Annotated in this window: 19 protein-coding genes; 8 read left to right on the plus strand and 11 right to left on the minus strand. The window is 36.0% G+C overall.

Annotated elements, in window-relative coordinates; all coding sequences use genetic code 11:
* The first annotated feature begins 9 nt into the window (after window positions 1-9).
* Genes hisC through hisIE form a run of 6 tightly spaced genes read left to right on the plus strand, consistent with a single transcriptional unit; the run spans window position 10 to window position 4,865 of the window.
* Window positions 10-1,065, plus strand: a complete 1,056-nt coding sequence (gene hisC / locus H3S74_RS03850) for a histidinol-phosphate transaminase (protein ID WP_232354827.1) — start codon at window positions 10-12, stop codon at window positions 1,063-1,065.
* Between the two features lie 11 nt (window positions 1,066-1,076).
* The gene (gene hisB / locus H3S74_RS03855; protein WP_198247265.1) at window positions 1,077-2,144 is read left to right on the plus strand and encodes a bifunctional histidinol-phosphatase/imidazoleglycerol-phosphate dehydratase HisB; all 1,068 of its coding nucleotides are present in this window, start codon (window positions 1,077-1,079) and stop codon (window positions 2,142-2,144) included.
* Window positions 2,145-2,732 (plus strand): imidazole glycerol phosphate synthase subunit HisH, encoded by a 588-nt coding sequence (hisH, locus tag H3S74_RS03860; RefSeq protein ID WP_198247266.1) that lies wholly within the window; start codon window positions 2,145-2,147, stop codon window positions 2,730-2,732. It abuts the gene before it with no gap.
* A gap of 17 nt (window positions 2,733-2,749) precedes the next feature.
* Window positions 2,750-3,487 carry a 1-(5-phosphoribosyl)-5-[(5-phosphoribosylamino)methylideneamino]imidazole-4-carboxamide isomerase gene (hisA, locus tag H3S74_RS03865; RefSeq protein ID WP_110448054.1) on the plus strand — a complete coding sequence of 246 codons (738 nt, stop codon included), beginning with the start codon at window positions 2,750-2,752 and terminating at the stop codon, window positions 3,485-3,487.
* The gene (hisF, locus tag H3S74_RS03870; protein ID WP_065613040.1) at window positions 3,469-4,245 is read left to right on the plus strand and encodes an imidazole glycerol phosphate synthase subunit HisF; all 777 of its coding nucleotides are present in this window, start codon (window positions 3,469-3,471) and stop codon (window positions 4,243-4,245) included. Before hisA ends, hisF begins: the two co-directional genes overlap by 19 nt.
* A 20-nt stretch (window positions 4,246-4,265) precedes the next feature.
* A complete protein-coding gene (hisIE, locus tag H3S74_RS03875) occupies window positions 4,266-4,865 on the plus strand; it encodes a bifunctional phosphoribosyl-AMP cyclohydrolase/phosphoribosyl-ATP diphosphatase HisIE (RefSeq protein ID WP_370547471.1) in 600 nt (199 codons plus the stop codon).
* A gap of 65 nt (window positions 4,866-4,930) precedes the next feature.
* On the opposite strand, the gene cysB is transcribed toward hisIE, so the two are convergent.
* From cysB to matP, 3 genes are all read right to left on the minus strand, one after another.
* Window positions 4,931-5,902, minus strand: a complete 972-nt coding sequence (gene cysB, locus H3S74_RS03880; protein WP_198200041.1) for an HTH-type transcriptional regulator CysB — start codon at window positions 5,900-5,902, stop codon at window positions 4,931-4,933.
* Between the two features lie 177 nt (window positions 5,903-6,079).
* Window positions 6,080-8,680: a type I DNA topoisomerase gene (topA, locus tag H3S74_RS03885; RefSeq protein ID WP_198220341.1), complete on the minus strand. Its 2,601-nt coding sequence runs from the start codon at window positions 8,678-8,680 to the stop codon at window positions 6,080-6,082.
* Between the two features lie 29 nt (window positions 8,681-8,709).
* Complete coding sequence (gene matP / locus H3S74_RS03890) at window positions 8,710-9,174, minus strand: macrodomain Ter protein MatP (protein ID WP_198247300.1); 465 nt, start codon at window positions 9,172-9,174, stop codon at window positions 8,710-8,712.
* 148 nt (window positions 9,175-9,322) lie between these two features.
* On the opposite strand from matP, the gene H3S74_RS03895 reads away from it, so the two are divergent.
* On the plus strand, window positions 9,323-11,005 hold the full coding sequence (locus H3S74_RS03895; RefSeq protein ID WP_198247268.1) for an amidohydrolase: 1,683 nt from the start codon (window positions 9,323-9,325) through the stop codon (window positions 11,003-11,005).
* 366 nt (window positions 11,006-11,371) lie between these two features.
* Window positions 11,372-12,751: an APC family permease gene (locus tag H3S74_RS03900; protein WP_198247269.1), complete on the plus strand. Its 1,380-nt coding sequence runs from the start codon at window positions 11,372-11,374 to the stop codon at window positions 12,749-12,751.
* 123 nt (window positions 12,752-12,874) lie between these two features.
* Here the strand turns inward: H3S74_RS03900 and H3S74_RS03905 are convergent, their stop codons facing one another.
* The 8 genes from H3S74_RS03905 to H3S74_RS03940 form a co-directional block, all read right to left on the minus strand.
* A complete protein-coding gene (locus H3S74_RS03905) occupies window positions 12,875-13,138 on the minus strand; it encodes an HPr family phosphocarrier protein (RefSeq protein ID WP_034913021.1) in 264 nt (87 codons plus the stop codon).
* Window positions 13,139-13,282: 144 nt separating this feature from the next.
* Window positions 13,283-14,224, minus strand: a complete 942-nt coding sequence (locus H3S74_RS03910) for a phosphatidate cytidylyltransferase (protein WP_198247270.1) — start codon at window positions 14,222-14,224, stop codon at window positions 13,283-13,285.
* Between the two features lie 35 nt (window positions 14,225-14,259).
* Entirely contained in the window at window positions 14,260-14,724 is a 465-nt protein-coding gene (locus H3S74_RS03915) for a hypothetical protein (protein WP_198247271.1), read from the minus strand.
* The gene (locus tag H3S74_RS03920; RefSeq protein WP_198247272.1) at window positions 14,718-16,040 is read right to left on the minus strand and encodes a phosphatase PAP2/dual specificity phosphatase family protein; all 1,323 of its coding nucleotides are present in this window, start codon (window positions 16,038-16,040) and stop codon (window positions 14,718-14,720) included. The genes H3S74_RS03915 and H3S74_RS03920 overlap by 7 nt, the downstream gene beginning before the upstream one ends.
* 2 nt (window positions 16,041-16,042) lie before the next feature.
* Entirely contained in the window at window positions 16,043-17,800 is a 1,758-nt protein-coding gene (locus H3S74_RS03925; RefSeq protein ID WP_110447752.1) for a bifunctional alpha/beta hydrolase/class I SAM-dependent methyltransferase, read from the minus strand.
* Window positions 17,801-17,803: 3 nt separating this feature from the next.
* Window positions 17,804-18,421, minus strand: a complete 618-nt coding sequence (locus H3S74_RS03930) for a CDP-alcohol phosphatidyltransferase family protein (RefSeq protein ID WP_198200052.1) — start codon at window positions 18,419-18,421, stop codon at window positions 17,804-17,806.
* Window positions 18,422-18,442: 21 nt separating this feature from the next.
* On the minus strand, window positions 18,443-22,717 hold the full coding sequence (locus H3S74_RS03935; protein ID WP_198247273.1) for an acyl-CoA dehydratase activase-related protein: 4,275 nt from the start codon (window positions 22,715-22,717) through the stop codon (window positions 18,443-18,445).
* A gap of 212 nt (window positions 22,718-22,929) precedes the next feature.
* A complete protein-coding gene (locus H3S74_RS03940; RefSeq protein ID WP_110447749.1) occupies window positions 22,930-23,646 on the minus strand; it encodes an epoxyqueuosine reductase QueH in 717 nt (238 codons plus the stop codon).
* Between the last annotated feature and the right edge of the window lie 347 nt (window positions 23,647-23,993).

Here is a 23,993-nt window from a genome sequence, read left to right on the forward strand (position 1 = left end):
GTGAATAAAATGGACATTAATCAATTAGTCAGAAAGAACGTACAAAAGTTGACTCCTTATCAATCAGCTAGGCGTATAGGTGGTAATGGTGATGTATGGCTAAATGCCAATGAATACCCTGTTGCACCCAATTTTCAGTTAACTGAGCAAAACTTAAACCGCTATCCTGAAGCACAACCCGAACAAGTGATTAATCGTTATGCGCAATATGCGGGTGTCACTCCAGAGCAAGTGATTGTTAGTCGGGGGGCCGATGAAGCAATAGAATTATTAATGCGAGCTTTTTGTGAACCTGAAACCGATACAGTACTTTACTGCCCTCCAACTTATGGTATGTATCAAGTCAGTGCCGAAACACTAGGTATAAAAACCAAAACCGTACAAACTAAATCTAATTGGCAACTAGATTTAGACGGAATTAAACAAAATCTAGACAATGTTAAATTGATCTATGTATGTTCACCTAATAATCCAACGGGTAATATGATAGACCAAGATGATATTAAAACTTTACTTAAACTAGCTGAAAATCGCGCTTTAGTGATTATTGATGAAGCTTATATTGAGTTTTCTCCAAATTCAACCGTTGTGAGCTGGCTTGCAAATTATCCTCACTTAGTTATTTTACGAACTTTATCGAAGGCTTTTGCACTAGCAGGACTACGTTGCGGCTTTACTTTAGCAAATAAACCAGTAATAGATGCTTTACAGAAAGTCATTGCACCTTATCCTTTAGCAACACCGGTTGCTGATATAGCAACCCAAGCATTAAGTAAAGATGGTATAAATACCATGAAGTTACATGTTATCAATCTCAATAATCAAAAAGAGAAATTAGCGAATCAACTTTCGGCTTTAGAAATCGTTGAAGAAGTTTATCCTAGCGAAGCTAATTATTTATGTGTTAAATTCCAAAGCAATAAAGAGGTATTTAGCAAATTATGGAATGAAGGCATTATTTTGCGTGATCAAAGCAAATCAATTGGCCAAGATGGTTTTATTCGAATTTCGATTGGTACACAAGCAGAATGTGAAGCAGTAATAACAGCACTCAAAGCGATATAATAGGAGCAAGTATGTTACAAAAATATTTATTTATCGACCGTGATGGAACATTAATAGTTGAACCCCCTATTGATTATCAAGTTGATAGTTTTGAAAAACTTGCATTTGAACCTAATGTGATCCCAGCACTACTAAAACTACAAGCTGCTGGTTACAAATTGGTTATGGTTACCAATCAAGATGGATTAGGAACCAGTAGTTATCCGCAAGCTGATTTTGATGGACCGCATAATTTAATGATGCAAATATTCGAATCACAAGGTGTTAACTTTGAAGATGTACTGATCTGCCCTCATTTTCCTCAAGATAATTGTGAATGTCGTAAGCCGAAAATCACTTTAGTTCTACCTTATTTAACCAGTGGTAAGTTAGATAAACAAAATAGTTACGTTATCGGTGACAGGGTCACAGATATGCAACTTGCTGAAAATATGCAAATAAAAGGATTACACTATAATCCAGAATCACTTAATTGGAATGAAATAGCCCAACGTTTAACCACTGCAGATCGTTATGCCAAAGTCGAACGAAATACCAAAGAAACCAAAATTTTAATTGAAGTATGGTTAGATAGACAAGGTGGCAGTCAAATTAATACCGGCATTGGTTTTTTTGATCATATGCTTGACCAAATCGCCACTCATGGCGGTATCAAATTAAACATTCAAGTAGAAGGCGATTTACATATTGATGATCACCACACTATTGAAGATACAGGTCTTGCCTTAGGCGAAGTACTAAAAAAAGCACTTGGCGATAAACGAGGTATCACTCGTTATGCATCAGTTATTCCAATGGATGAGTGTTTAGCAAAATGTGCAATGGATATTTCAGGTCGGCCTTACCTCAAGTTTTCAGCACAATTCAGTGATCCGAAAGTTGGCGATATGAGTACACAAATGGTTGAACATTTCTTCTATTCTCTAAGTTATACTATGGCAATTACCTTGCACATTGAAACAACCGGTGATAATGACCACCATCGTATCGAAAGCTTATTTAAAGCTTTTGCCAGAACACTCAAACAGGCGATTAAAATTGAAAGTGATAGATTACCTAGCTCGAAAGGAGTGTTATAGATGAAAATTGTCATTCTAGATACTGGCTGTGCTAATCTTTCCTCAGTCAAATATGCAATACAGAGATTAGGCTATAATCCAATTATCAGCCTTGATCCTGATACAGTACTCGAATCAGACAAACTGTTTTTACCAGGTGTCGGTTCAGCTTCTACTGCAATGCAAAAATTAGAAGAACGTAATTTAATTGATCTTATCAAAGTCTGTACTCAACCAGTATTAGGTATCTGCCTCGGTATGCAACTTTTAGCTGATTATAGTAATGAAGGTCATGTCGATACCTTAGGTATTATTCACGAAAAAGTAGTACAAATTCCTGATTGTGGATTACCATTACCACATATGGGCTGGAATCAAGTCAATCCCAAAGCCGGACATCATCTATTTAGAGATATTCCTGATGGTGCTTACTTTTACTTTGTACATGGATACGCCTTACCATTATGCTCATCAACTATCGCAGAAACCAATTACGGCGAAAGCTTTACTGCTGCCGTACAAAAAGACAACTTTTACGGTGTGCAATTTCATCCAGAGCGTTCTGGCTTAGCCGGTGCAAAATTGCTCAAAAACTTTTTGGAGATGTAACTATGGCAGTTTATCCTATTATTATTCCCGCGCTTGATTTAATTGATGGTACTGTTGTGCGGTTACATCAAGGTGATTATGATCAAAAACGAGATTATGGTAATGATCCTTTAGCTCGTCTACAAGATTATCAAAAGCAAGGTGCGAAACTATTACATCTGGTTGATTTAACTGGCGCTAAAGATCCGAAAGCTCGACAAATCTCATTGATAAAATCCCTGATTAATGGTGTACAAGTTCCAGTACAAATTGGTGGTGGAATTCGGACAGAAGAAGATGTTAAAGCATTATTATCCGCAGGTGCAACTCGAGTAGTTATTGGTTCAACAGCTATTAAACAACCTGATTTAGTAAAAAAATGGTTTGATACTTATGGCCCTGAATCGTTGGTATTAGCCTTAGATGTTCGTATTGACCAACAAGGTAACAAAAACGTCGCTATCCATGGTTGGCAAGAGGATTCTAAACAGACATTGGAACAAGTTATTGATGATTATCTACCCTATGGCTTGAAACATGTACTATGTACAGATATTTCTAAAGATGGAACGCTAAGTGGCTCTAATGTAAAACTCTATCAAGAGATCAGCCAAAAATATCCACAAATTGCGTTTCAAGCTTCTGGTGGTATTGGTCAAATAGATGATGTTAAAGCATTAAAAGATAGTGGTGTTGCCGGTGTTATTGTCGGTCGAGCATTATTAGAAGGTAAATTTACAGTTCAGGAGGCGATTTCATGTTGGCAAAAAGGATAATACCTTGTTTGGATGTCCGTGATGGGCAAGTTGTAAAAGGAGTACAATTTCGTAATCATGAAATCATTGGCGATATTGTACCATTAGCCAAACGCTATGCCGAAGAAGGGGCCGACGAATTGGTATTCTATGATATTACAGCCTCCTCCGACGGTCGAGTAGTTGATAAAAGTTGGGTGGCAAAAGTCGCTGAAGTAATAGATATCCCCTTTTGTGTCGCTGGTGGTATAAAAACGGTTGAAGATGCAGGACAAATTTTAACTTTCGGTGCTGATAAAATTTCAATCAACTCTCCTGCGTTAGCTAATCCGAGTTTAATTACTGAGTTAGCTGATTGTTATGGAGTGCAATGTATCGTGGTAGGGATTGATACTTGGTATGATAAAGATTCCGATAGTTATCATGTTTATCAATTTACCGGCGATGAAAAGCGCACTGTGGCGACCAAATGGAATACACTTGATTGGGTGCAAGAAGTACAAAAACGCGGCGCAGGTGAAATAGTGCTAAACATGATGAATCAAGATGGTGTCCGTAATGGTTACGATCTAAAACAACTCAAAACAATTCGAGAAGTTTGTCATGTACCACTGATTGCATCTGGTGGTGCTGGTACGATGGAGCATTTTTTGCAAGCTTTTCAAGAAGCCAATGTTGATGGTGCATTAGCCGCTTCCGTCTTTCACAAACAAATAATTAATATTGGTGAACTTAAACAATATTTAGCTCAACATGGAGTAGAAATCCGATTATGTTAACTCAACATTCCCAAATACAAATAGACACTAAACAACTTGATTGGCAAAAAGTTGATAATTTAATGCCGGTTATCATACAACACTATGTTTCTGGTGAAGTGCTTATGCTTGGCTATATGAATCAAGAAGCATTAATTCAGACACAAACTAGTAGCAAAGTAACCTTCTACTCTCGTACCAAACAACGCTTATGGACCAAAGGTGAAACATCAGGTAACTTTTTAAATGTAGTAAGCATCTCGACGGATTGTGATAATGATACCTTACTGATTTTAGTTAATCCAATTGGTCCTACCTGTCACACTGGAACAAATAGCTGTTTTAACAATAACCAAACTGAATGGGGCTTTTTATACGATTTAGAACAATTACTTGGTGCTCGTAAAAATGCTGATCCTAAATCATCTTATACGGCAAAACTCTACCATGATGGTACGAAGCGTATTGCCCAAAAAGTGGGAGAAGAAGGTGTTGAAACTGCACTTGCAGCTACAGTACACGACAAAGAAGAGTTAAAAAATGAATCAGCCGATTTAATTTATCACTTATTGGTCTTACTACAAGATCAAAATCTCTCAATGCAAGATGTCATTGCTATTTTAAAAGCTAGACATAAATAACATTAGTCACCAAGCACAATCTGTTGTGCTTGGTCTTTAAAATTTATAAGCAAAAGATTTTCCTACTACCTAACAGGTAATTTAATCCCATTAAACATAGCCTGTACTGCTACATTATTTTCACATAAGATAAGTCTATCAACTGTTTGCCTATTTAAATGTGCCGAAAACTGATTAATAAAATCATACATATAATTGCGTAAAAATAGCGAACGAGCAAAGGCAATATAAGTGGTACTATATGGAAATATATGTCCAGCATTAAGTACCACAAAATCACTATCAGAGCTTTCATTAACCGCCATTTTAGCGACAATGCCAACGCCAACCCCTAACTTAACATAAGTTTTGATCAGTTCCGCATCAGTAGTACTAAAAACAATATTAGGAATTTGATTAGCTTTGATAAAAGCTTGATTCAAATCAGACCCATCATTAGAAAAATCATAACTGACTAAAGGATATTTAGACAATTCATCGATAGTAATTAAACTGCTTTTAGCTAATGGATGATTTTTCATTACAATCACAGCTTGGTTCCAATGATAGCAAGGTATGGCAATCATATCATCGCTAAGTTCAGATAAATCAGTTATGATAGCAAAATCAGCTTGGCCTGTTTGCGCTTGTAAAAGACATTGCGGAGATGATCCTTGCTCCATATGGAGTGTTATACTTGGATACTGTTGCATGAATTGCTGAATAACAATTGGTAAAGTATAACGAGCTTGAGTGTAAGTTGTAGTAATGGTTAATGAGCCTTGATTAGGCTGACTAAATTCTTTAGCAATAATTTTAATATCTTGCGATTTAGTTAAAATCTCTTTAGCTAAAGCAATAATCTTCTCACCAACGGGGGTAACTTCGGAAAGATGTTTACCGACACGAGTAAAAATTTGCACATTAAGTTCATCTTCCAATAATTTGATCTGTTTACTGATCCCTGGCTGAGAAGTATACAGTTTTTCAGAGGTAAGTGACACATTAAGATCGTTATTGACGACTTCAACAATATAACGCAGTTGTTGCAACTTCATGACAAAGGCTCCTTTAACTGTATACCTTTCCCCCTTTTTAAAACTATATAAAAAGTCAAAAAGAGGGAAATCGTAAGGTAATTCCTTTCACACTTTAGCACAAACAAAAAACAGCTTTTTATACTAAAACGATTCCTTAACCTGAGCGATTTTACATAAATCATCAGGTGTTCTTACCTATTTTTTACTATTAACCCATTTACCATCAACGTATTGCATTACCCAGCCAGTCGATTTGCCATTGACTTCCGAAGTAACGTACTGCTGTTTACTTTTACGACTAAATCGCACAATAGCTGGATTACCTTCTGGATCTTGACTCGGCGCTTGCGTTAAATAAATAAATTTTTCGGGTAGACGATCTTTAAAACGTTGTAGTTCTTCAATTAGTGGTGCACGAGTTTCTCTTGATTTTGGAAAATTATGTGCAGCTAAAAAGATACCTGAAGCACCATCTCGTAATACAAAATGTGCATCTGACTTAGTACATTTTAACTCAGGCAGATCAACAGGATCTTCTTTAGGTGGCGCTACATCACCATTTTTTAAGATCTTACGAGTGTTTTTACAATCTTGATTGGTACATCCCATGTAAAGTCCAAAACGGCCTGATTTAAGATGCATTTCTGATCCACATTTTTCACATTCAATAATTGGACCTTCATAGCTTTTTACCTTAAATGTGCCTTTTTCAACCAATGAACCATCACAGATTGGATTATTACCACAAATATGTAATTTACGTTCATTATCGAGCAAATAACTGTCCATAGCCGTATGACATTTAGGACAACGTTTAAGTGCTCTCAACGCGTCAGTTTCGGCTGTCTCTGCCTCTTCCAAAATATTTAATGTTTCATATTCGGGAATTAAATTAATTGTTTGCTTACAACGCTCTTTAGGAGGTAACGCATAACCAGAACACGCTAAAAATACACCGGTACCCGCAGTTTTAATGCCCATTTCACGACCACAATTAGGGCATTTAATTTCTGGTGTTAAAACTAGTGGATTAAGTTGCATACCTCCACGATCAGGATCTTGTTCTGCAATGGTTAAGTGTTGGCTGAAATCATCAAAAAATTGATCTAAAACTTCACGCCATTCTTGCTTTTTATTGGCAATTTCATCAAGTGCATGCTCCATGCGAGCAGTAAAATCGTAACTCATTAAGTCATTGAAATTTTCACTTAAACGATCTGTGACAATTTCGCCAATTTTTTCCGCATAAAAACGACGATTATCTAATCGTACATAACCACGATCTTGAATAGTTGATATAATCGTTGCATAAGTAGAAGGACGACCAATCTCTCGTTTTTCAAGTTCCTTAACTAATGAAGCTTCGTTGTAACGAGCTGGAGGCTTAGTAAAGTGTTGATTAGGATCTAAGCCTATTAATTCCAACATATCTTGCATAGATACTGCTGGCAACATCTTATCTTCATTATTTTTAGTTAATTGTGGTTGCACTTTTGTCCAACCATCGAAACGCAAGGTTCGACCTTTAGCTTTTAAGGTAAAATCACCCGCTTTAACTGTAATAGTTGTTGAGTTGTATTCGGCTGATGTCATTTGGCAAGCCACAAATTGACGCCAAATTAATTGATATAATTTAGCTGCATCAGCCTCAACATCGCCAAGACTATCCGCTAGAATATTCACGTCAGATGGACGAATTGCCTCATGCGCCTCTTGCGAATTTTTCTTACTGCTATAAACGTTAGCTGATTTAGGCAAATACTTCTCACCGAAGTTTTGTCCAATGTAGTCCCGAACCATGGTTAACGCATCCTGACTCAAATTAGTAGAGTCGGTACGCATATAAGTAATATAACCAGCTTCATATAGGCGTTGTGCTAACATCATCGTCTTTTTAACACCAAAACCTAAACGGGTACTTGCCGCTTGTTGCAAAGTTGAAGTAATAAACGGCGCTGTTGGATTACTTTTAGTCGGTTTTTCTTCAATATTAGTGACTTGATATTGGCTTTTATTTAATTCATCCAAAGCAATATCAATAGCAACACGATCTTTAGGTTCAAACGCATCATTTTTATAATGCGTTACTTGCATTGTTAATTGTTCTTGATGAGCAGTTTTTAAATCAGCATAAAGATCCCAATACTCTTCAGGAATAAATGCATGAATTTCTCGCTCACGTTCAACCACTAAGCGTACCGCAACTGATTGAACACGACCTGCTGATAAGCCACGAGCGACTTTTTTCCAAAGTAGTGGTGATAACATAAAGCCAACCACACGATCCATAAATCGTCTTGCTTGTTGAGCGTTAACCCGATCCATATCCAACATGGCTGGATGATTAAAAGCATTTTTAATCGCCGTTTTGGTTATCTCGTTAAATACGACTCGACGATACTTATTATCATCACCACCAATAACGTCTTTTAGATGCCAAGCGATAGCTTCCCCTTCTCTATCCAAGTCGGTTGCGAGATAAATCATATCGGCATCTTTGGCTAACTTTTTAAGTTCGGCAACCACTCGTTCTTTGCCAGGTAAAATTTCATAATGCGCTTGCCAGCCATTGTAAGGATCAACGCTCATACGATCGACTAACACTTGTTTTTCCGATCGTTTAACTTTTTTCTCGGCTTTATCTTTACTTGTTTTTTCAGTGCGTTGACTACTACCACTCACTGGAAGATCGCGAATATGTCCGACACTTGATTTAACTACGAAATCTTTGCCAAGATATTTATTAATCGTTTTTGCTTTGGCTGGTGATTCCACAATAACAAGGGATTTTCCCATAATTAAACCTATTTATCCTGTAGTTTAAGTTATTTACCGTCTATATTGACATCAAATAATGACAGTAAATCATCTTTAATTGTCGATACTTTACTAGCATATTGCTCTTTTTGCTCTGCATCTTCAATTAGTTGTGTAATTGTTTGTGACAGCGTACATCCTCGGCGCTTAGCTAAATTAGCCAATCGTTGCCAGACTAGAAATTCCAAATCAATAGACTTTTTACGTGTATTTTGCTGTTCGGCATTAAAATGTCGTTTTCGTCGTGCTCGAATGGTTTGCTTCATACGATTATCTAAATCTGGATTTAGATGCTGCTTAATCCAATCAATAACCGCAGTCGGTCTGTGTTCCAATAACAATAATTCATTTACGGCTTGTTGAGCAGCACTCTTTTCAATATAACGAGTGATAAGCTCCCCTTCCAAATGCCTTTTTACTAAATAGTGCCACTTCCAACCGCATTCAAGGTTTTCTAACTGCTGGTATTTCATCGGTTCACCTTGTGACGCTGTAACTAAATATGTTAGTTGTAACATAATCTTGACACACAATAAAGAAAATTATTGCATTTGACAAATTTTTTATAAATCTGCTATCGTTCACCCTTAATTTCAGATCTTTTTTAAGGAATCAAAAATAATGGCAAAAGCCGATGTTATTTATATTAATGGTCACATCTATACTGCTGACCAACACGATACGGTTTGTGAAGCGATTGCAATTCAAAATGGCTATATTGTTGCAACCGGCTGCACGCAAGAGATAAATAACAGTCAATATGTTGATAATTCCACGATAATCTATGACCTACAAGGTAAAACCATGATGCCAGGGATTATTGATGCTCATTTACACACCTTTTGGGGCGGCATGCAATTATCCTCATGTAATCTAAATTACCAGAGTTTAACTGTAGATGATACTTTAGCTATCATTCAACAATATTTAGACAATGATTCCGTTCACAATAGTAGTAGTTGGTTACAAGTTCGAGGCTGGTTACGCCAAGAAGTTTTACCAATTGGTACAGATATTACTCGATTCGATCTAGATAAACTTAATACTCAGCGTCCTATCATTCTATTTTCAAATGACTGTCATACGCTAGTTGCCAACAGCATAGCATTAGAAAAATTTGGCCTTGATCGTAATACACCTGAACCATCTGATGGCAAAATTGGGCGTACTAAGGATGGTGATTTAAACGGTATATTAGAAGATGCCCCTGCAATGCGTGCATTTGACAGTATTTCTAAACTTACCGACGAACAAGCAGTAAACATTGCTAAATTATCACAAGAAGAATTAAATAAGCAAGGTGTAACAGCGGTAATGGATGCGCGGATAACAGAAACCCAAGCCGATGCATTTCTAAAATTACAACAACTAGACCAACTGTCAATCCGATTATTTGGTGCCCGAGAATTACCACCTGATGATGTTGGTAGTATAGAAGATATTCCAGCAGTTATTGATCGCGTTAAACAATTTGCTGAACATTATAATGATAAAAACTGGCAACCAAAACCAGGAATTAAAGTATCTCATACCAAATTATTTGTCGATGGTGTAATGCAAGCGCCACTAATGACCGCTCGTTTATTACAACCTTATCAATTAGAAAATGAAAAAGATCGCTATGGTGACCTATATTATTCGATAGAAATGCTTGATTCATTAATTTTAGAATCATCACGGGCAGGCTTTCATCCACACATGCACACCGTTGGCGAAGGAGCCATTGAAGTGGTGCTTAATGCGATTGAAAAAATGCGTAAAGCACTACCCAATGCAGATATTAGACCAAGCACAGCTCATAATGAACTTAGTGCGATGCATCAATTTGACCGTTATAAACAATTAAATGCAAATGTTGTTTTTTCATTCCAGTGGGCCGGTTGTAGTTCTGCAATGATTGAACAGTATAAAACATTATTTGGTGCTGAACGTTATAATGGTTTAGAAGCACACGGTCAATATATTGATGCTGGGGTAACTTGTGCTTTTGGTAGTGATTGGCCAATTGATCCGCTTAATGAATGGTATGATTTCCAAATAGCTATGACTAGACAGATTGATACTGAACATCCACGTTTAAACAGTGATCGCAATTTAACAGCACTTGAAGTACTACGCTGTGCGACCATCGATGCTGCTTATGTTTTAAAACAAGAAGACTATATCGGATCTATTGAGAAAGGTAAGTTTGCTGATGTAATTATTTTAGATCGTAATCCATTTACCATTCCGGCAACAGATATACAAAACGTCAAAGTATTAACCACAATTGTAGGCGGCAAAACAGTTTACCAACAAGCATAATTGAACTAACCTATTGTTTTAAAAAATATAACACCCTGCCATTGGCAGGGTGTTTTTTTATAACTAATCAATATCAAACCTGTGCAACAATCGATTGGAAAATACATTTTTCAAACAACAATAAAGCCATCAAATAGCCAATTAAATTATTCAAATTTAGTATTTATTGAACACAATTAACGAGCTGACTTATTTTTTTTATAAAAAAAAGCTCACAAATTATGCGGACTTATGATCTTTACTAAAAATTAGCTTGCATAATTATAATAATGTGGGAGAATTCCCTGCCGCTTTAAGCGGGTAAAAAGGCAAAACTATACTTAGTAGTTTTTTATTGTTTTTTGGGACAGAGGAGCAAATTAAATCATGTCCGCAATAAAAATGAAACGAGTTTTAACCACACCTGCATTGATTGCATTTGGTTTAGCTTATATGGTTCCTTTAGGGATCTTTACCACTTATGGGGAAGTTACCGTTGTCAGTAATGGACACTTGCCTGTAGCCTATATCATCACCCTTGCCATGATCTTTTTCACAGCATTAAGTTATTGCCGAATGGCAAATAAACTGCCTATTGCTGGTTCGGCTTATACCTATGTACAACGAACGTTTGGTGGAAAAGCAGGTTTCTTAGTTGGTTGGGCACAAATTCTTGATTACCTATTTTTACCAATATTAAATTATTTGGTTTTAGGGATCTATCTACATGAACTATATGATAATATTCCAGCTTATGTATATGTATTGGCATCGATTATAGGTGTAAGTGTATTAAATTACCTTGGAATCAAGTTAATTAATTGGGCCAATATTACTTTGAATTTCTTTCAAGCATTATTCATCGTATTGTTTATTATTTTGACATTGACAAATGTTCATTTGACACCTGAAACAATGTTAAAACCAATATCCGTCACAACCGATGATTTTAGTGGTTTATTTTCTGGAGCTGCCATATTATGTCTTGCCTTCTTAGGTTTTGATGCTATAGCAACACTAGCAGAAGAATCCAATGATGCGAAAAAAACCTTACCAAGAGCAATTATCGGCACCGTATTGATTGCTGGTTGTATATTTTTAGTTGTCTCATATTGTGCACATTTAGCTTACCCACAATGGACAGATTTTGTTGATAATAAAGATACTGCCAGTTTAGATGTAATGCGTAAAGTTGATAGCATAAGTCATCTAACCAGTATACTTGGCAAATACGGTAATGATTTTATGTATAATTTCTTCCAAACCGCTTATTTGACAGGTGTATTTGCCTCTACAATGACCGCACAAACTAGTGTGTCACGAATCTTTTATGCAATGGGGCGTGAAGGTGTGTTACCAAAACAGATCTTCTATAAAATTCATCCTCGTTTTCGAACACCTTATTTATCAATTATTTTTGTTTCCTGTTTTTCACTACTCTCTTTGGTACTTGATTTAAGTTTAGTCGTTTCAATGATCAGTTTTGGCGCCTTAGTAGCCTTTACCTTCGTTAACCTATGCGTAATCAAAAGCTACCTAAGTGGTACGGAAAAAACAGTACCAATGCTTTTAAAATATGGATTAATGCCAGCAATTGGCGTATCACTTTCGTTATGGCTATGGACCAGTCTTGAAACGACAGCGATGACGGTAGGTTTAATTTGGTTAGCAATTGGATTTTGTTATTTGCTTTATTTAACTCGATGTTTTACCAAATCATTGCCTTCTATTGATCATACAGAATTGGATTCAATCATCAAAGATTAGTAATCTATTAGGTCTACTTAAAAGTATTTAGTTGATGCCCTTTTAAAACAATTCCGTCGACTTTAGTCGACGGAATTTTCATTTCTCAGTAAATAAAATAAGCTAAGTTAAAATCGCTTAAAATTATTCACCAAAGCCTGTAGCAAATAATTCACGGATTTCATCCATTGCTGCTTGTTCATCTTCACCATCACAGATGATTTCAACAGTTGAACCACCTTTAACGCCAGCACCAAGTAAACCCATCATGCTTTTTAATTTAATGGCTTTGTCGTTATAAACAAGTTCAATTGATGATTTATAACGGCCAGCTAATTTAACAAGCGTTGTTACTGGGCGTGCATGTAAACCAGTTGAATTTTTTACTACCATTTGCTCTTTTAACATATTATAGTCCTTACATATATCTAACGTTAATACAATGCATGTATTTATATCATAAATTAACTTTTTTTGCTCTTTTTTAGCATCAATTTTTGAAATTATTTGATTATCTGATAGTTTTGCTAATATTTTTCATCACATTAAAAGCTATACTACCCAAAAATATCTTACGATATGAAAAAATATCGGCGCAGCAAAGCAAATAGAATCAAAACGATCAAGTATTCCACCGTGACCACCTATTAGTTTACCCCAATCTTTTACGCCATGATCGCGTTTAATAGCAGACATAACTAGACCACCCATAAATCCTAACAAAGTGATCATTAAAGAAATAAGTCCTGATTGTATAAAAGTAAACGGAGTGATCCAACACATACAGGCACCAATAAAACTAGCAGATAAAACACCACCAATAAAGCCTTCAATCGTCTTTGATGGTGATACGTTTGGGCTAATTTTATGTTTACCAAACAATTTGCCAAATACGTACTGCAACACATCAGATAACTGAACGATTAATACTAAATAAGCAATGAGTAATAGATTACGGCCTTGGTAATTTTCGATATCTAATACTAATAATGCTGGCACACACGAGATACTATATACCGTAATCATTAATCCCCATTGCACATCGGCTATTCTCGCCAAAAAATTAGCGGTTGAACCAGTTATTGTGGCAAATATCGCCAGAAACAAGAAAGCATAAACAGGAATAAAGATACTAAATAAACCATACCATGCTAAGGCGACCAAAATATATTGCATGGGTAAAGCAACTGCAAAAGCAAATATTAGGGCAAAATAATCAGAGTGATTGATAGGCGTTAAAATAAGAAACTCTCGCAATGCTAAAGCTGAAATAACAAAAAACAAAAAAATTACTGCCAGTTGTCCAAACCAAAATGCTAAACCAATAATGGCAACCATTACCCACCACGCATTGATGCGAGTATTTAAATTATCGATAACACTATTAGGCGATGTAAGACGATATTTTAACAATTGACCAATAATTGTTGCCACTAATAAAAACAAGCCGATGCCCAAAAATAATAATAGTGTATCATATTGGAAATGGGACATTTCAGCGCTCCTTATATTGCTGTGGTGGTAATCTATTAACTTGTGATAATAGCATTAATCATTATAAAAACGACTAAACAATTTTGTAATAAAAATAGTACTACCTGCCTTTTAAACAGTGATAAAATCCCTTTTTGCCGTTCAGACAGCGTTCTTGATGATTGATGAGGTTTGATTAGTTGCAAATTGGCTAATGCTATGTCCATAGCTAGCAGCTCTTCTGGTAAATGATCAACATGCTCAGATAAATATTCAAACAATTTCCTATCAAAATCTATCCTTATTGCATAATACTTACTCATTAAACCTAGAATAAAAATGATTAGACAACTGATAGTTAATGATGTTAGAGAAATATGAATCAAAGCGACAATAGCAGCTAATATGGTTAATAGTATCGAAAAAAGATCAATATGTTTACTTATCGATAAAAAACAACAAAACGTTACTATATCTATTTTAGTTACACTATTTTGCGACCTATTATTACTACTCAACATATCGCTATCTTATCTTTAAAGTTAACCAACCAATTGGATAAAATCAATTGTTGCTGGCTAGAAATTACAATTGAATTCCGCTGTTCTTTTACTATTCCTATCGCCTGTTGCAGAGTATTAGCTCTTTTAGTCCACAATAACCATGCAATAACTGCAGTTGCACTTCTCGAATAACCTAAAGCACAACAGACTAATAGTTTACCCTGCTGTCGATAATATTCGATAGCTTGTGCAGCCTGCTGACACTCTTGTTGTGATAAGGGGGTCATATCTAAAACAGGAATAAGCTTATAGTTACCGTTAAAAAATCCAATTGGCAACTCGGCACAAAGATCGACAACCGATATAAAATGATTTTGATTTAGCGTTTTTGAGGATGGAATGCGACCTAAATAAACTTCATCAATAATCAAATCATCAGTTGGATGTTTAATTGTCCATAACCTTGAATTGAGCCACATAATAGCAAAAAATGGCAAATAGAGCAGATAAACGGCTAACTTAAAATGACCATTTTGCTGTTTTTGCAAACCGGAGGTGCCAAACAACAAATAATTAGTTGCAATCAATAACCAGGCACCAGCCAACCATAACAACCAGAGTGCCCAGCCAGAAAAGTAAATAGCTATAGTGAGTGACAGTAGGAATAAACAAAAATAGATCATCGCCCAAATATAGTTTTTAGTTAATGGTCGATGTTTTAATGGCGTCGTCATATTATCGGGCCATAACAAAATAGAAAAACACCCTACCCATAATCCAGTTGGAATATCGAAAAAATGATGTTGCCAAGTCGTTAAAACCGAAAGTGCAATTAAAAAACACCAAGCATGTAATATATAACGTCCAATCCCCCGAAAATATTGAGCAAAAAATTGCCATAAAATAACTAATAATGTGATGTGTAATGAAGGAGCTTGATTAAACGGTTTATCGAATCCCATTAAAATATCAAACATCAAGCCCAAAAATCCATCCAAAGCTGGGCGTTCAAAATAGAACTTAAGCGGGAAAATTAGAAAACAGGTGATACAAATCACTTGTGCCGTTAACAGCCTTAAACCAAGATTTTTAAGTGATTGCCAAGAAGATGTTAAAAGAATAGCTAATCCATACATCAGATCGATAGACCAATAAGGAATTATCGTCCATGACCAAAGTGGAATAGAATATTCCCAACTAAAAAATAGACTTGTTACATCCTCACGTTGAGATGATAGCCAGTTGGCAAAATTATAGCTAGCAAAAAAGAATACTGATAAACCGGCTAACCATACACATTTATAGACATTAAGTCGGCTAAAGAGTTTTAACATAATCAATGCGAAGTTCGTTGTGCCAGTGATACGGTAAAAATCCCCCACTGGTCTACTAACATGGTCACTTTACTAAAACCTGCTTCGGCAACTAACTGATCCATCTCGATCTGTGTTCGGCGTCGCATGATCCATGGTTGCCCTTCTCGATGTGAAGTTAACGCTCTAGCAATAAACTCTAATTGAGGATGCCAAGGTTGATTGGTATAAAGTAAATACCCACCTTGTGGAATTGCATCAGCCAAGCCAGATAAAGATTGCTGTAACAGTTGATTATCACCAAATAATTCATACAATCCTGATACCACAGCTAAATTAGGCTGCGGAGATAATTGTGCGAGTTGCTCACGGTTAAATGCATCGCCTTTTTCAAAACGAACGATGTCGCTTAAACCTTGTTGCTCAATTAGTGCTTGTCCATCACGGATATTAATATCACTATAATCGCGCAACAAAACCGAATTAGGTTTATTAGCGATTTGATTAATGGTTTCTAAAATATATCGACCATGCCCTGCGGCTATATCAACAATATTTACTTCAGTAGATTGTTGTTGTAACAGTTCAATAGCTTGCTTTAAGAGCAGTTCAAGATGAATTTTTCGTTGTCGAATCCCTCGCCAACCAATAGATTGTAAATAGAGATAATCAAAAAATTGCCCCAATTTTGAAGTGCCGGATGGCTCATTTCGATAAACATAATCAAGTGTACTACCGGAATCAAAACCTGTTTCAAATCCTAGTTTAATTCCATCCGACATATTACTAGCATATTTCAAGGTCGCTTTGACTAACTTCCAATACCATGGTTTAAGCCAACCCGAAGGTGGTAAAGCTAACTTATCGGTTTCGGATCGAGTATAACCTACCCGATCGGCATTAGTTAACTTTGGAACATTGGGTTGATTAGCAAAACAACCTTGAATAAATCGCCTTGCTCTATCAATTGCCATATAACGATCTTTTTCACCAAAGGTATCATGATAAAATTTTGGTAGGATATGAAACTCTTTTTGATTGGTTCCTAAATTATCATAAAACGCCTGTTGTGGTTTTCGTCGCACCACAAAATCACAACCAGAAACTAATAACTGTGTAGGAACAGTGATCGCGTTGGCATCCTTAACAATTCGATCCGCTACCGCATACAAATCAAGCAGTAATCTAACCGAAATGGGTTTAGTAATTAAAGGATCTTTATTAAAAGAATCTGCTCGACTGTCATCATGAGTTAGTAAATTCGGTTTGACATAACTATTTACAAAGAAATTGCCTTTCAAGTTATATAATAACTTAAGTCCAGGTACCGCTAATGGCACATATAATTTAACGCTAAAAGCTGGAGCACCTAAAACTAAAGCGCGAATATTCGGTACATAATCATGCACCCAACCAGCAGCAATTACTGCACCAACACTTTGTGCAATAATAGCAATATCTTGCATTTCAATCGCATATTCTTTAATGATATGCTGTATAAAACAGTTGGCATCTTTTATCAGAGTGGCAAAATTTACCGCATCACCACGTTGACCATCAGATTGGCCATTTCCTCGCGCATCCCAAGCAAAAATATGGAAATCAGGTAATTCCAGCTCTTCAGCTAAATGAGCAATTCGTCCAGAATGTTCATGCCCACGATGAAAAAGTACAATTGCTTTTGAAGGCGTTTTAGTATCACTATCGACTGCAGGCCAATAACGATAAAATAATTGACAGTCATCATGACTAATAAATGTGTTTTGCTGCTGTTCACGCATTCCTTATTCCTTATTATTTTTCGCTTCTTGCAATCCTTTTTTCACTCTATTAATCACAGTAATTAATAACAAAAAGGTGATAAACCACAATAGAACATTTAGCCATTCAAGAGGCAATAAATAGGTTGCAATTCCTAAACTAATTAGGCTGAAAGCTAAAGCTCGATCGCTTTTCCCCATAGGTCCATCATAACGTCGAGAGCTACCAATCATCACACCTAGTACGCCTGCGTATTCGGTTAGAAATGATAACAAGATTACTAATATCATTAAATTGGTATTAACTTGATTTATTTGAGTAAAGATTAACAGCAGAGCACAATCGGAAATCACATCACAAATCTCATTTAAATAGGCTCCTAAATTGGATTTCTGACGATATTCTCTGGCTAACATACCATCAATAGCATTAAGAGCCATCCGGATAAACATCCATACGGGTATTAACAAAAACAGCCATTGATGATCTGCAAAAAAGCCAACTAATAAAGCAATCAATATCGATCCAGCACAAGCAGCTAACGTGACTTGATTGGCGGTTATTCGTGAATAATAAAGCGAATTAACATAAGGACGAAGCAATGTTTGAAAGCGAGATTTTAATTGATAAATAGAAAACACAGATCGATCCTTAATATATAATTATACAATTCTTTGTAATTGAGCATACTTTAATGAACTTACCATAAAATGCAAACGATTGAGTACATTGACTTCACCTGCGCCATCATCAAAATCCAAATAGAGTAGATTCAATTTTGGATTAAGATCACGCATACGTTTCTCAACCCCTTTAGAAACAACATGATTAGCAATGCAGCCAAATGGTTGCAAACTAATAACATTATTGATGCCATGCTCAGCAAAGGTCATAATTCCTGCAGGAATTAACCAACCCTCACCATATTGATTGGCTAAATTTAAAATTTCTTCTGCCTTTTTCGCCATATCACGAATATTATGAAATGGTTGATAGTGTTTAAAATCAGATAAAATCTGATTAGTTTGATCAATATACTTTTGCGCTACCTTTTCAAAAAAGTGAACAAAATAAGCGACGAAACTCTTGTTAACAATATAATTGTCAACATTACTATCATAGTTAACAAAACATTGTGCAAAAAACTCAATCATTGGCGGAATAACAGGTTCAATACCCTGATCAACTAGCCAATCAACACTATGTTGATTACCAAAACTGTTATATTTAACATAAATTTCACCAACAATACCAATTTGTGGGCAATCTTTATTTAAAGTCTCGATTTGATTAAAATGATCCACCGCCTCTTTTAACAGCGCAAAGATCGCCTTTTTGCCTTTATGTTGATTGATAAGTTGTTGTAACTTTCTAATATAAAGCTCTTTCGCTTGGTTAGCTTGTTGTTTAAATTTGGCTCTAGGCGCAACCGAGTAGAACATCTTCGAAATCGAATCAGTAAATAACATCGCAAAAAACGTCGTTGGTAAAGTTTTTAGCCAATTAATTCTAAAACCTGGTTGCTCAATTTCATTAATATTACCGGTACTGAGTGACACGATAGGAATATCTTCGAAACCATTACTAATCATTGCTTTCTTAATTAAAGAAAGATAACTACTCGCTCGGCACTGGCCACCCGTTTGAGTAATGCCGATAGCCACTTCATCACGTTGATATTTACCTGAATTAAGCGCTTTAATAATATCACCAACAATAATGGTCGCTGGATAGCATATCTCGTTATTGCAATATTTAAGTCCCCACTCAACAGAACTTTTATCAGGTTTTGGCAAGGTTTCAAGTTTATAACCTGACAAGGCAAAAATCGGCGCTAAAAGAGGTGAATAGAAGTCTGAAATATATGGCGCCAAAATAGTACGACGCTGCTTATCTTGCTTAGCAAAAATAGCTGTCTGCTTACGTTCAACCACTTTTAACGGTTGTTGATGATTCATTCGAATTGACTCAATTATCGAACGTAATCGCAATCGCACCGAACCTGTTGCCGTGATCTCATCAATACGAATGATAGTGCACGTTTTACCCTTAGACTCTAAGATTGCTTTACATTCATCGGTAACAATCGCATCAGGGCCACAACCAAACGAATTAAGTTGTACAAACTGAATATTTTTCGGTTGTTCAGCAACAAAACTAGCTGCTGCATATAAGCGATTTGGATAACTCCATTGTGAGCAAATTTGTAGTTCAGGTGATAGTTGGCTGATCGCACCTAACACTGAATCTTCGGTTATTACATCACAACCAAGCGCATTTAAGATCTCTGGAGTTTTATGATTAATTAAACTATCACTATGATAAGGACGACCGGCCAAAATAAATACATAACGCCCCGTTTGTTTAGCATTATTTAATACTTCAACCGCTTTGTTATACAGCGATTTCTTATATTCAGCTTGAGCAGCTAATGCATTAGAAAATGCTTGATTAGCTATCTTTTCTGCAATACCAAGCGAAGTTAAATAATTAATACAGCCCTTTTTCAATAATTTTTGATTACTGAAATTGATTACTGGATAATCCAGTGGCACATCATATTTTTGGCTAGGATTGATAGCGCTATTTACCACCTCAGCATAGCTACTGACAATTGGACAGTTATAGCTGTTAACTGCATTAGTAAACTGATCAGATTCAAACACCACCATCGGCATAAAAATACGATCAACCTTTTGCTCAATCAGCTCTATAATATGCCCATGAACCAATTTGGCAGGAAAACAGATACTATCCGACATTACTGTACCTGCGCCCTTTTCATAAATCTCATGCGTCGAGTATGGTGATAACGTTACATTAATACCACTATTGGTTAACAACGTGTGCCAAAATGGAAAATTTTCGTATTGTCCTAAAACACGAGGAATACCAACATTGAGCTTAGATTCAGTATTATGGATATTGGTTCGCTCAAATAATAACGCATTTTTATAATCAAACATATTAAATGCATTTTTATCTTGATATTGATTATTACTCAAAAAGCGTTCGCATTTATTACCAGAATAATAACGCTGACCATTGGCAAAACGATAAATCATAATATCACATTTATTTTCACACCCCTTACAGCGTGATGGTTTCGCTTTATTATCTTCAGCTTTATGTAGATTATCTAATCCAATAAATTGCGAAGGTGTTTGTTGTTGCGCATAATGGTTTTTTGCCACTAATGCTGCACCATAAGCCCCCATGAGTTCAGGAATATTTGAACTAGCAATTTGAGCCCCAGTTAACTGCTCTAAGGCACGAAACACCGCAGGATTTTTAAACGTCCCTCCTTGCACCACAATATGATCACCTAATTTGCGCATATCATGTAATTTCAGTACTTTATGAATGGCATTTTTAATCACCGAAAAAGCCAACCCTGCAGAAATATCGCCCATTGTTGCGTTTTCACGCAGTGCCTGTTTCACTTTTGAGTTCATAAAAACTGTGCAACGGGTACCCAGATCACAGGGATTATTGGACTTACATGCTGCGTCAGCAAAATCAATAGTATTTGAATTGAGTGATTTTGCGAAGGTTTCAATAAATGAACCACAGCCAGAAGAACATGCTTCATTTAACTCAATATGATTTACGACACCATTGGCAATAAAGATGGCTTTCATATCTTGACCACCAATATCCATGATAAAACTGACCTTAGGCTCAATATGTTTAGCAGCAGCAAAATGCGCCATTGTTTCGACTAGACCATCATCAATCGCAAAAGCGGCTTTTAGTAGTTCCTCACCATAACCAGTGACACCTGTGCGAGCAATAATAATCTCTTTACCTGATGCAGCAATCTCATCCTTTAATACCGTTAACCCTTTAATTAATGCGGTGATTGAGTGGCCATTATTAGGCGCATAATAAGTAAAAAGTAGCTCGTCATCCTCACTAATTAAGGTAATTTTAGTGGTAGTTGAACCGCTATCAATTCCCAAATACGCTTTCTGCTTTTGGTAAGCTGTTAAAGCTAGACGGGGGATTTGAATATAGTTGCGTTTTTGTTGCCAATCATCAAAAGACAAGGCTTGATTAAAAAGTGGTTTTAACCTAAAAGATTGATTGACTTGAATCTTGGTTGAGGCATTTAATCTATCAATAAATTCAGTAAGTGTAAGTTGACTACGTTCAATTGCATGAATCGCTGCGCCCCAAGCGGACAACAAAGTAGGATGCTCGGTGGTAACTATCTGGTCTTCATTTAACTTTAGTGTCTCTAACGCGGCCTTGCCTAACGTTGGAATAAACGAAAACGGTCCACCAATCAACATTACTTTGGGTACGATATCATAACCACGAGCTAACGTATTGACCAATTGAATACAGACAGCATGTAAAACTGAATAGGCAATATTCTCTTTTGATACATTACGGCTAATTAAATTTTGCACATCAGTCTTAGCAAATACACCACAACGTGATGCAATAGGAAAGACTTTATCATGTTGAGTTGCTAGAAGATCAAATTCTTGTACTGGAGTATTGAGCAAGGTCGCCATCTGATCGATAAATGCCCCAGTACCTCCAGCACAACTACCATTCATTCGAATATCAGGCGGGCGGTCAGGAAAAAAGAAGATCATTTTACTATCTTCACCGCCAATATCGATTAACGTTCTAACCTCTGGATATTTGCGCTGCACCACTTCCGAAGCGGCAACCACCTCTTGAATAAAGGCGATATCGGCTTTTTCTGAAATACCCATCCCAGCAGAACCAGTCACCTTGACCGATAATACAATCTCTTCACCCAATTGTTGTTTAATTTCATCTAATAGTGATAAAACTGTTGGAACAATATGGGTATTATGGCGAACATAATTGGTATAAACAAAATTATCTTGCTTATCAAGCACGACACATTTTGCTGTAGTAGATCCGACATCCAATCCAAGTCTATACATTTTTGGCATAAACAAACTCACATTTGCAAAATTAGACTTAACCTATAAAAGGGTCACAAATATTACTAAATAACTATATTTTTATTGTGGAATTATTATAGCGAAATCTTTCTAATTTTTAATCTATTTGTTTAAAAAATGACATTTTTGGATATTTTTGGATATTTTTTGACTAATAAAAATTCAACGGAGTTTCAAATACAAAATCCGCTAAATTAACGTTATGCATTTGCCAAACCTTGCTTTGCCGTGGCAATAACGTTTTTTAAATCAACCCCTTGTGCTTTTGCAGCAAAAATGCAACCACAATAACACTGACGATAAACATCATACTCCTTACAAAGTTCGATAGATCGTTTATAACCATTATTCTTCTTGAAATCAGAAGGCAGATAGTTTACCGAAAAAAGCTCTTGAATCTCAAAACCAATTTGATTAATTTTCTGGCTATTCTTTTTTGGACTTAGCGTTAAAGCACTAGCGAAATAATCAAAACCTAACTCTTGTGCTTTAATCGCTGCTAAATCTAATCGCATTTTATAACAAAGATGACAACGTTCACCGCCTTCTGGTGCATCACGTAGATGCTCGACCTTTTTAATAAATTCTGCAGGTTGATATGGAGCTTCTAAAAACTGAACATTGTTGCCGGTTTTTTGATTAAAATCAGCAATAAATTTTTGTTGTACAACACTACGATATTCATATTCTACTCGCGGATGAATATTCGAATTAGCAAAATAAATAGTAATATCTGCATACTGAGCCAAATACTCCAGTACATAAGTACTACATGGTGCACAGCAACTATGAATTAGTAACTTTGGTCGTGCTGATGCTAACTGCCAATCAGCAATCACCTCTTTCAAAACTGAATCGTAGTTTACTTTATTATGTGGATTTAATTTTTCGAGAATATCTTTGGCATTAATTAACATTGGGACTCTTTCAAGTATCAGGCTGATTGATGAATTTTAAGGCGCGTATAATATAGTGTTCTACTTTAGCGTTCAAGTTTAAGTTACAATTTTGTTTTTCGGGATTAACATTTAATTTTCACCCTAAATTTGCGGTTATTAAAAACCCTTTTCCTCAAATTTTTAAATGCTAATTTCATCATTTTGCAGCAGTAAAAAAGTGACAAATGCCTAAATCATGAGTTAGACATTTTTAATAAACTGTTTCAACAGAATTTTTTGACTAACTATGCGGCGGTGAACTAGTCTCAGACGATATCATTATCACCGCTAACTTTCTAAACTAACACTTAGGCAGTTTGTAATAT

The organism is Gilliamella sp. W8126 (assembly GCF_016102185.1).
Taxonomy (GTDB): domain Bacteria; phylum Pseudomonadota; class Gammaproteobacteria; order Enterobacterales; family Orbaceae; genus Gilliamella; species Gilliamella apis_A.

What these genes read in the sequence shown, in the direction of transcription:
- hisC (WP_232354827.1), top strand. Translation starts at nt 10, where the DNA reads ATGGACATTAATCAATTAGTCAGAAAGAACGTACAAAAGTTGACTCCT.
- hisB (WP_198247265.1), top strand. Translation starts at nt 1,077, where the DNA reads ATGTTACAAAAATATTTATTTATCGACCGTGATGGAACATTAATAGTT.
- hisH (WP_198247266.1), top strand. Translation starts at nt 2,145, where the DNA reads ATGAAAATTGTCATTCTAGATACTGGCTGTGCTAATCTTTCCTCAGTC.
- hisF (WP_065613040.1), top strand. Translation starts at nt 3,469, where the DNA reads ATGTTGGCAAAAAGGATAATACCTTGTTTGGATGTCCGTGATGGGCAA.
- cysB (WP_198200041.1), bottom strand. Translation starts at nt 5,902, where the DNA reads ATGAAGTTGCAACAACTGCGTTATATTGTTGAAGTCGTCAATAACGAT.
- topA (WP_198220341.1), bottom strand. Translation starts at nt 8,680, where the DNA reads ATGGGAAAATCCCTTGTTATTGTGGAATCACCAGCCAAAGCAAAAACG.
- matP (WP_198247300.1), bottom strand. Translation starts at nt 9,174, where the DNA reads ATGAAATACCAGCAGTTAGAAAACCTTGAATGCGGTTGGAAGTGGCAC.
- H3S74_RS03895 (WP_198247268.1), top strand. Translation starts at nt 9,323, where the DNA reads ATGGCAAAAGCCGATGTTATTTATATTAATGGTCACATCTATACTGCT.
- H3S74_RS03900 (WP_198247269.1), top strand. Translation starts at nt 11,372, where the DNA reads ATGTCCGCAATAAAAATGAAACGAGTTTTAACCACACCTGCATTGATT.
- H3S74_RS03905 (WP_034913021.1), bottom strand. Translation starts at nt 13,138, where the DNA reads ATGTTAAAAGAGCAAATGGTAGTAAAAAATTCAACTGGTTTACATGCA.
- H3S74_RS03910 (WP_198247270.1), bottom strand. Translation starts at nt 14,224, where the DNA reads ATGTCCCATTTCCAATATGATACACTATTATTATTTTTGGGCATCGGC.
- H3S74_RS03915 (WP_198247271.1), bottom strand. Translation starts at nt 14,724, where the DNA reads ATGTTGAGTAGTAATAATAGGTCGCAAAATAGTGTAACTAAAATAGAT.
- H3S74_RS03920 (WP_198247272.1), bottom strand. Translation starts at nt 16,040, where the DNA reads ATGTTAAAACTCTTTAGCCGACTTAATGTCTATAAATGTGTATGGTTA.
- H3S74_RS03925 (WP_110447752.1), bottom strand. Translation starts at nt 17,800, where the DNA reads ATGCGTGAACAGCAGCAAAACACATTTATTAGTCATGATGACTGTCAA.
- H3S74_RS03935 (WP_198247273.1), bottom strand. Translation starts at nt 22,717, where the DNA reads ATGCCAAAAATGTATAGACTTGGATTGGATGTCGGATCTACTACAGCA.
- H3S74_RS03940 (WP_110447749.1), bottom strand. Translation starts at nt 23,646, where the DNA reads ATGTTAATTAATGCCAAAGATATTCTCGAAAAATTAAATCCACATAAT.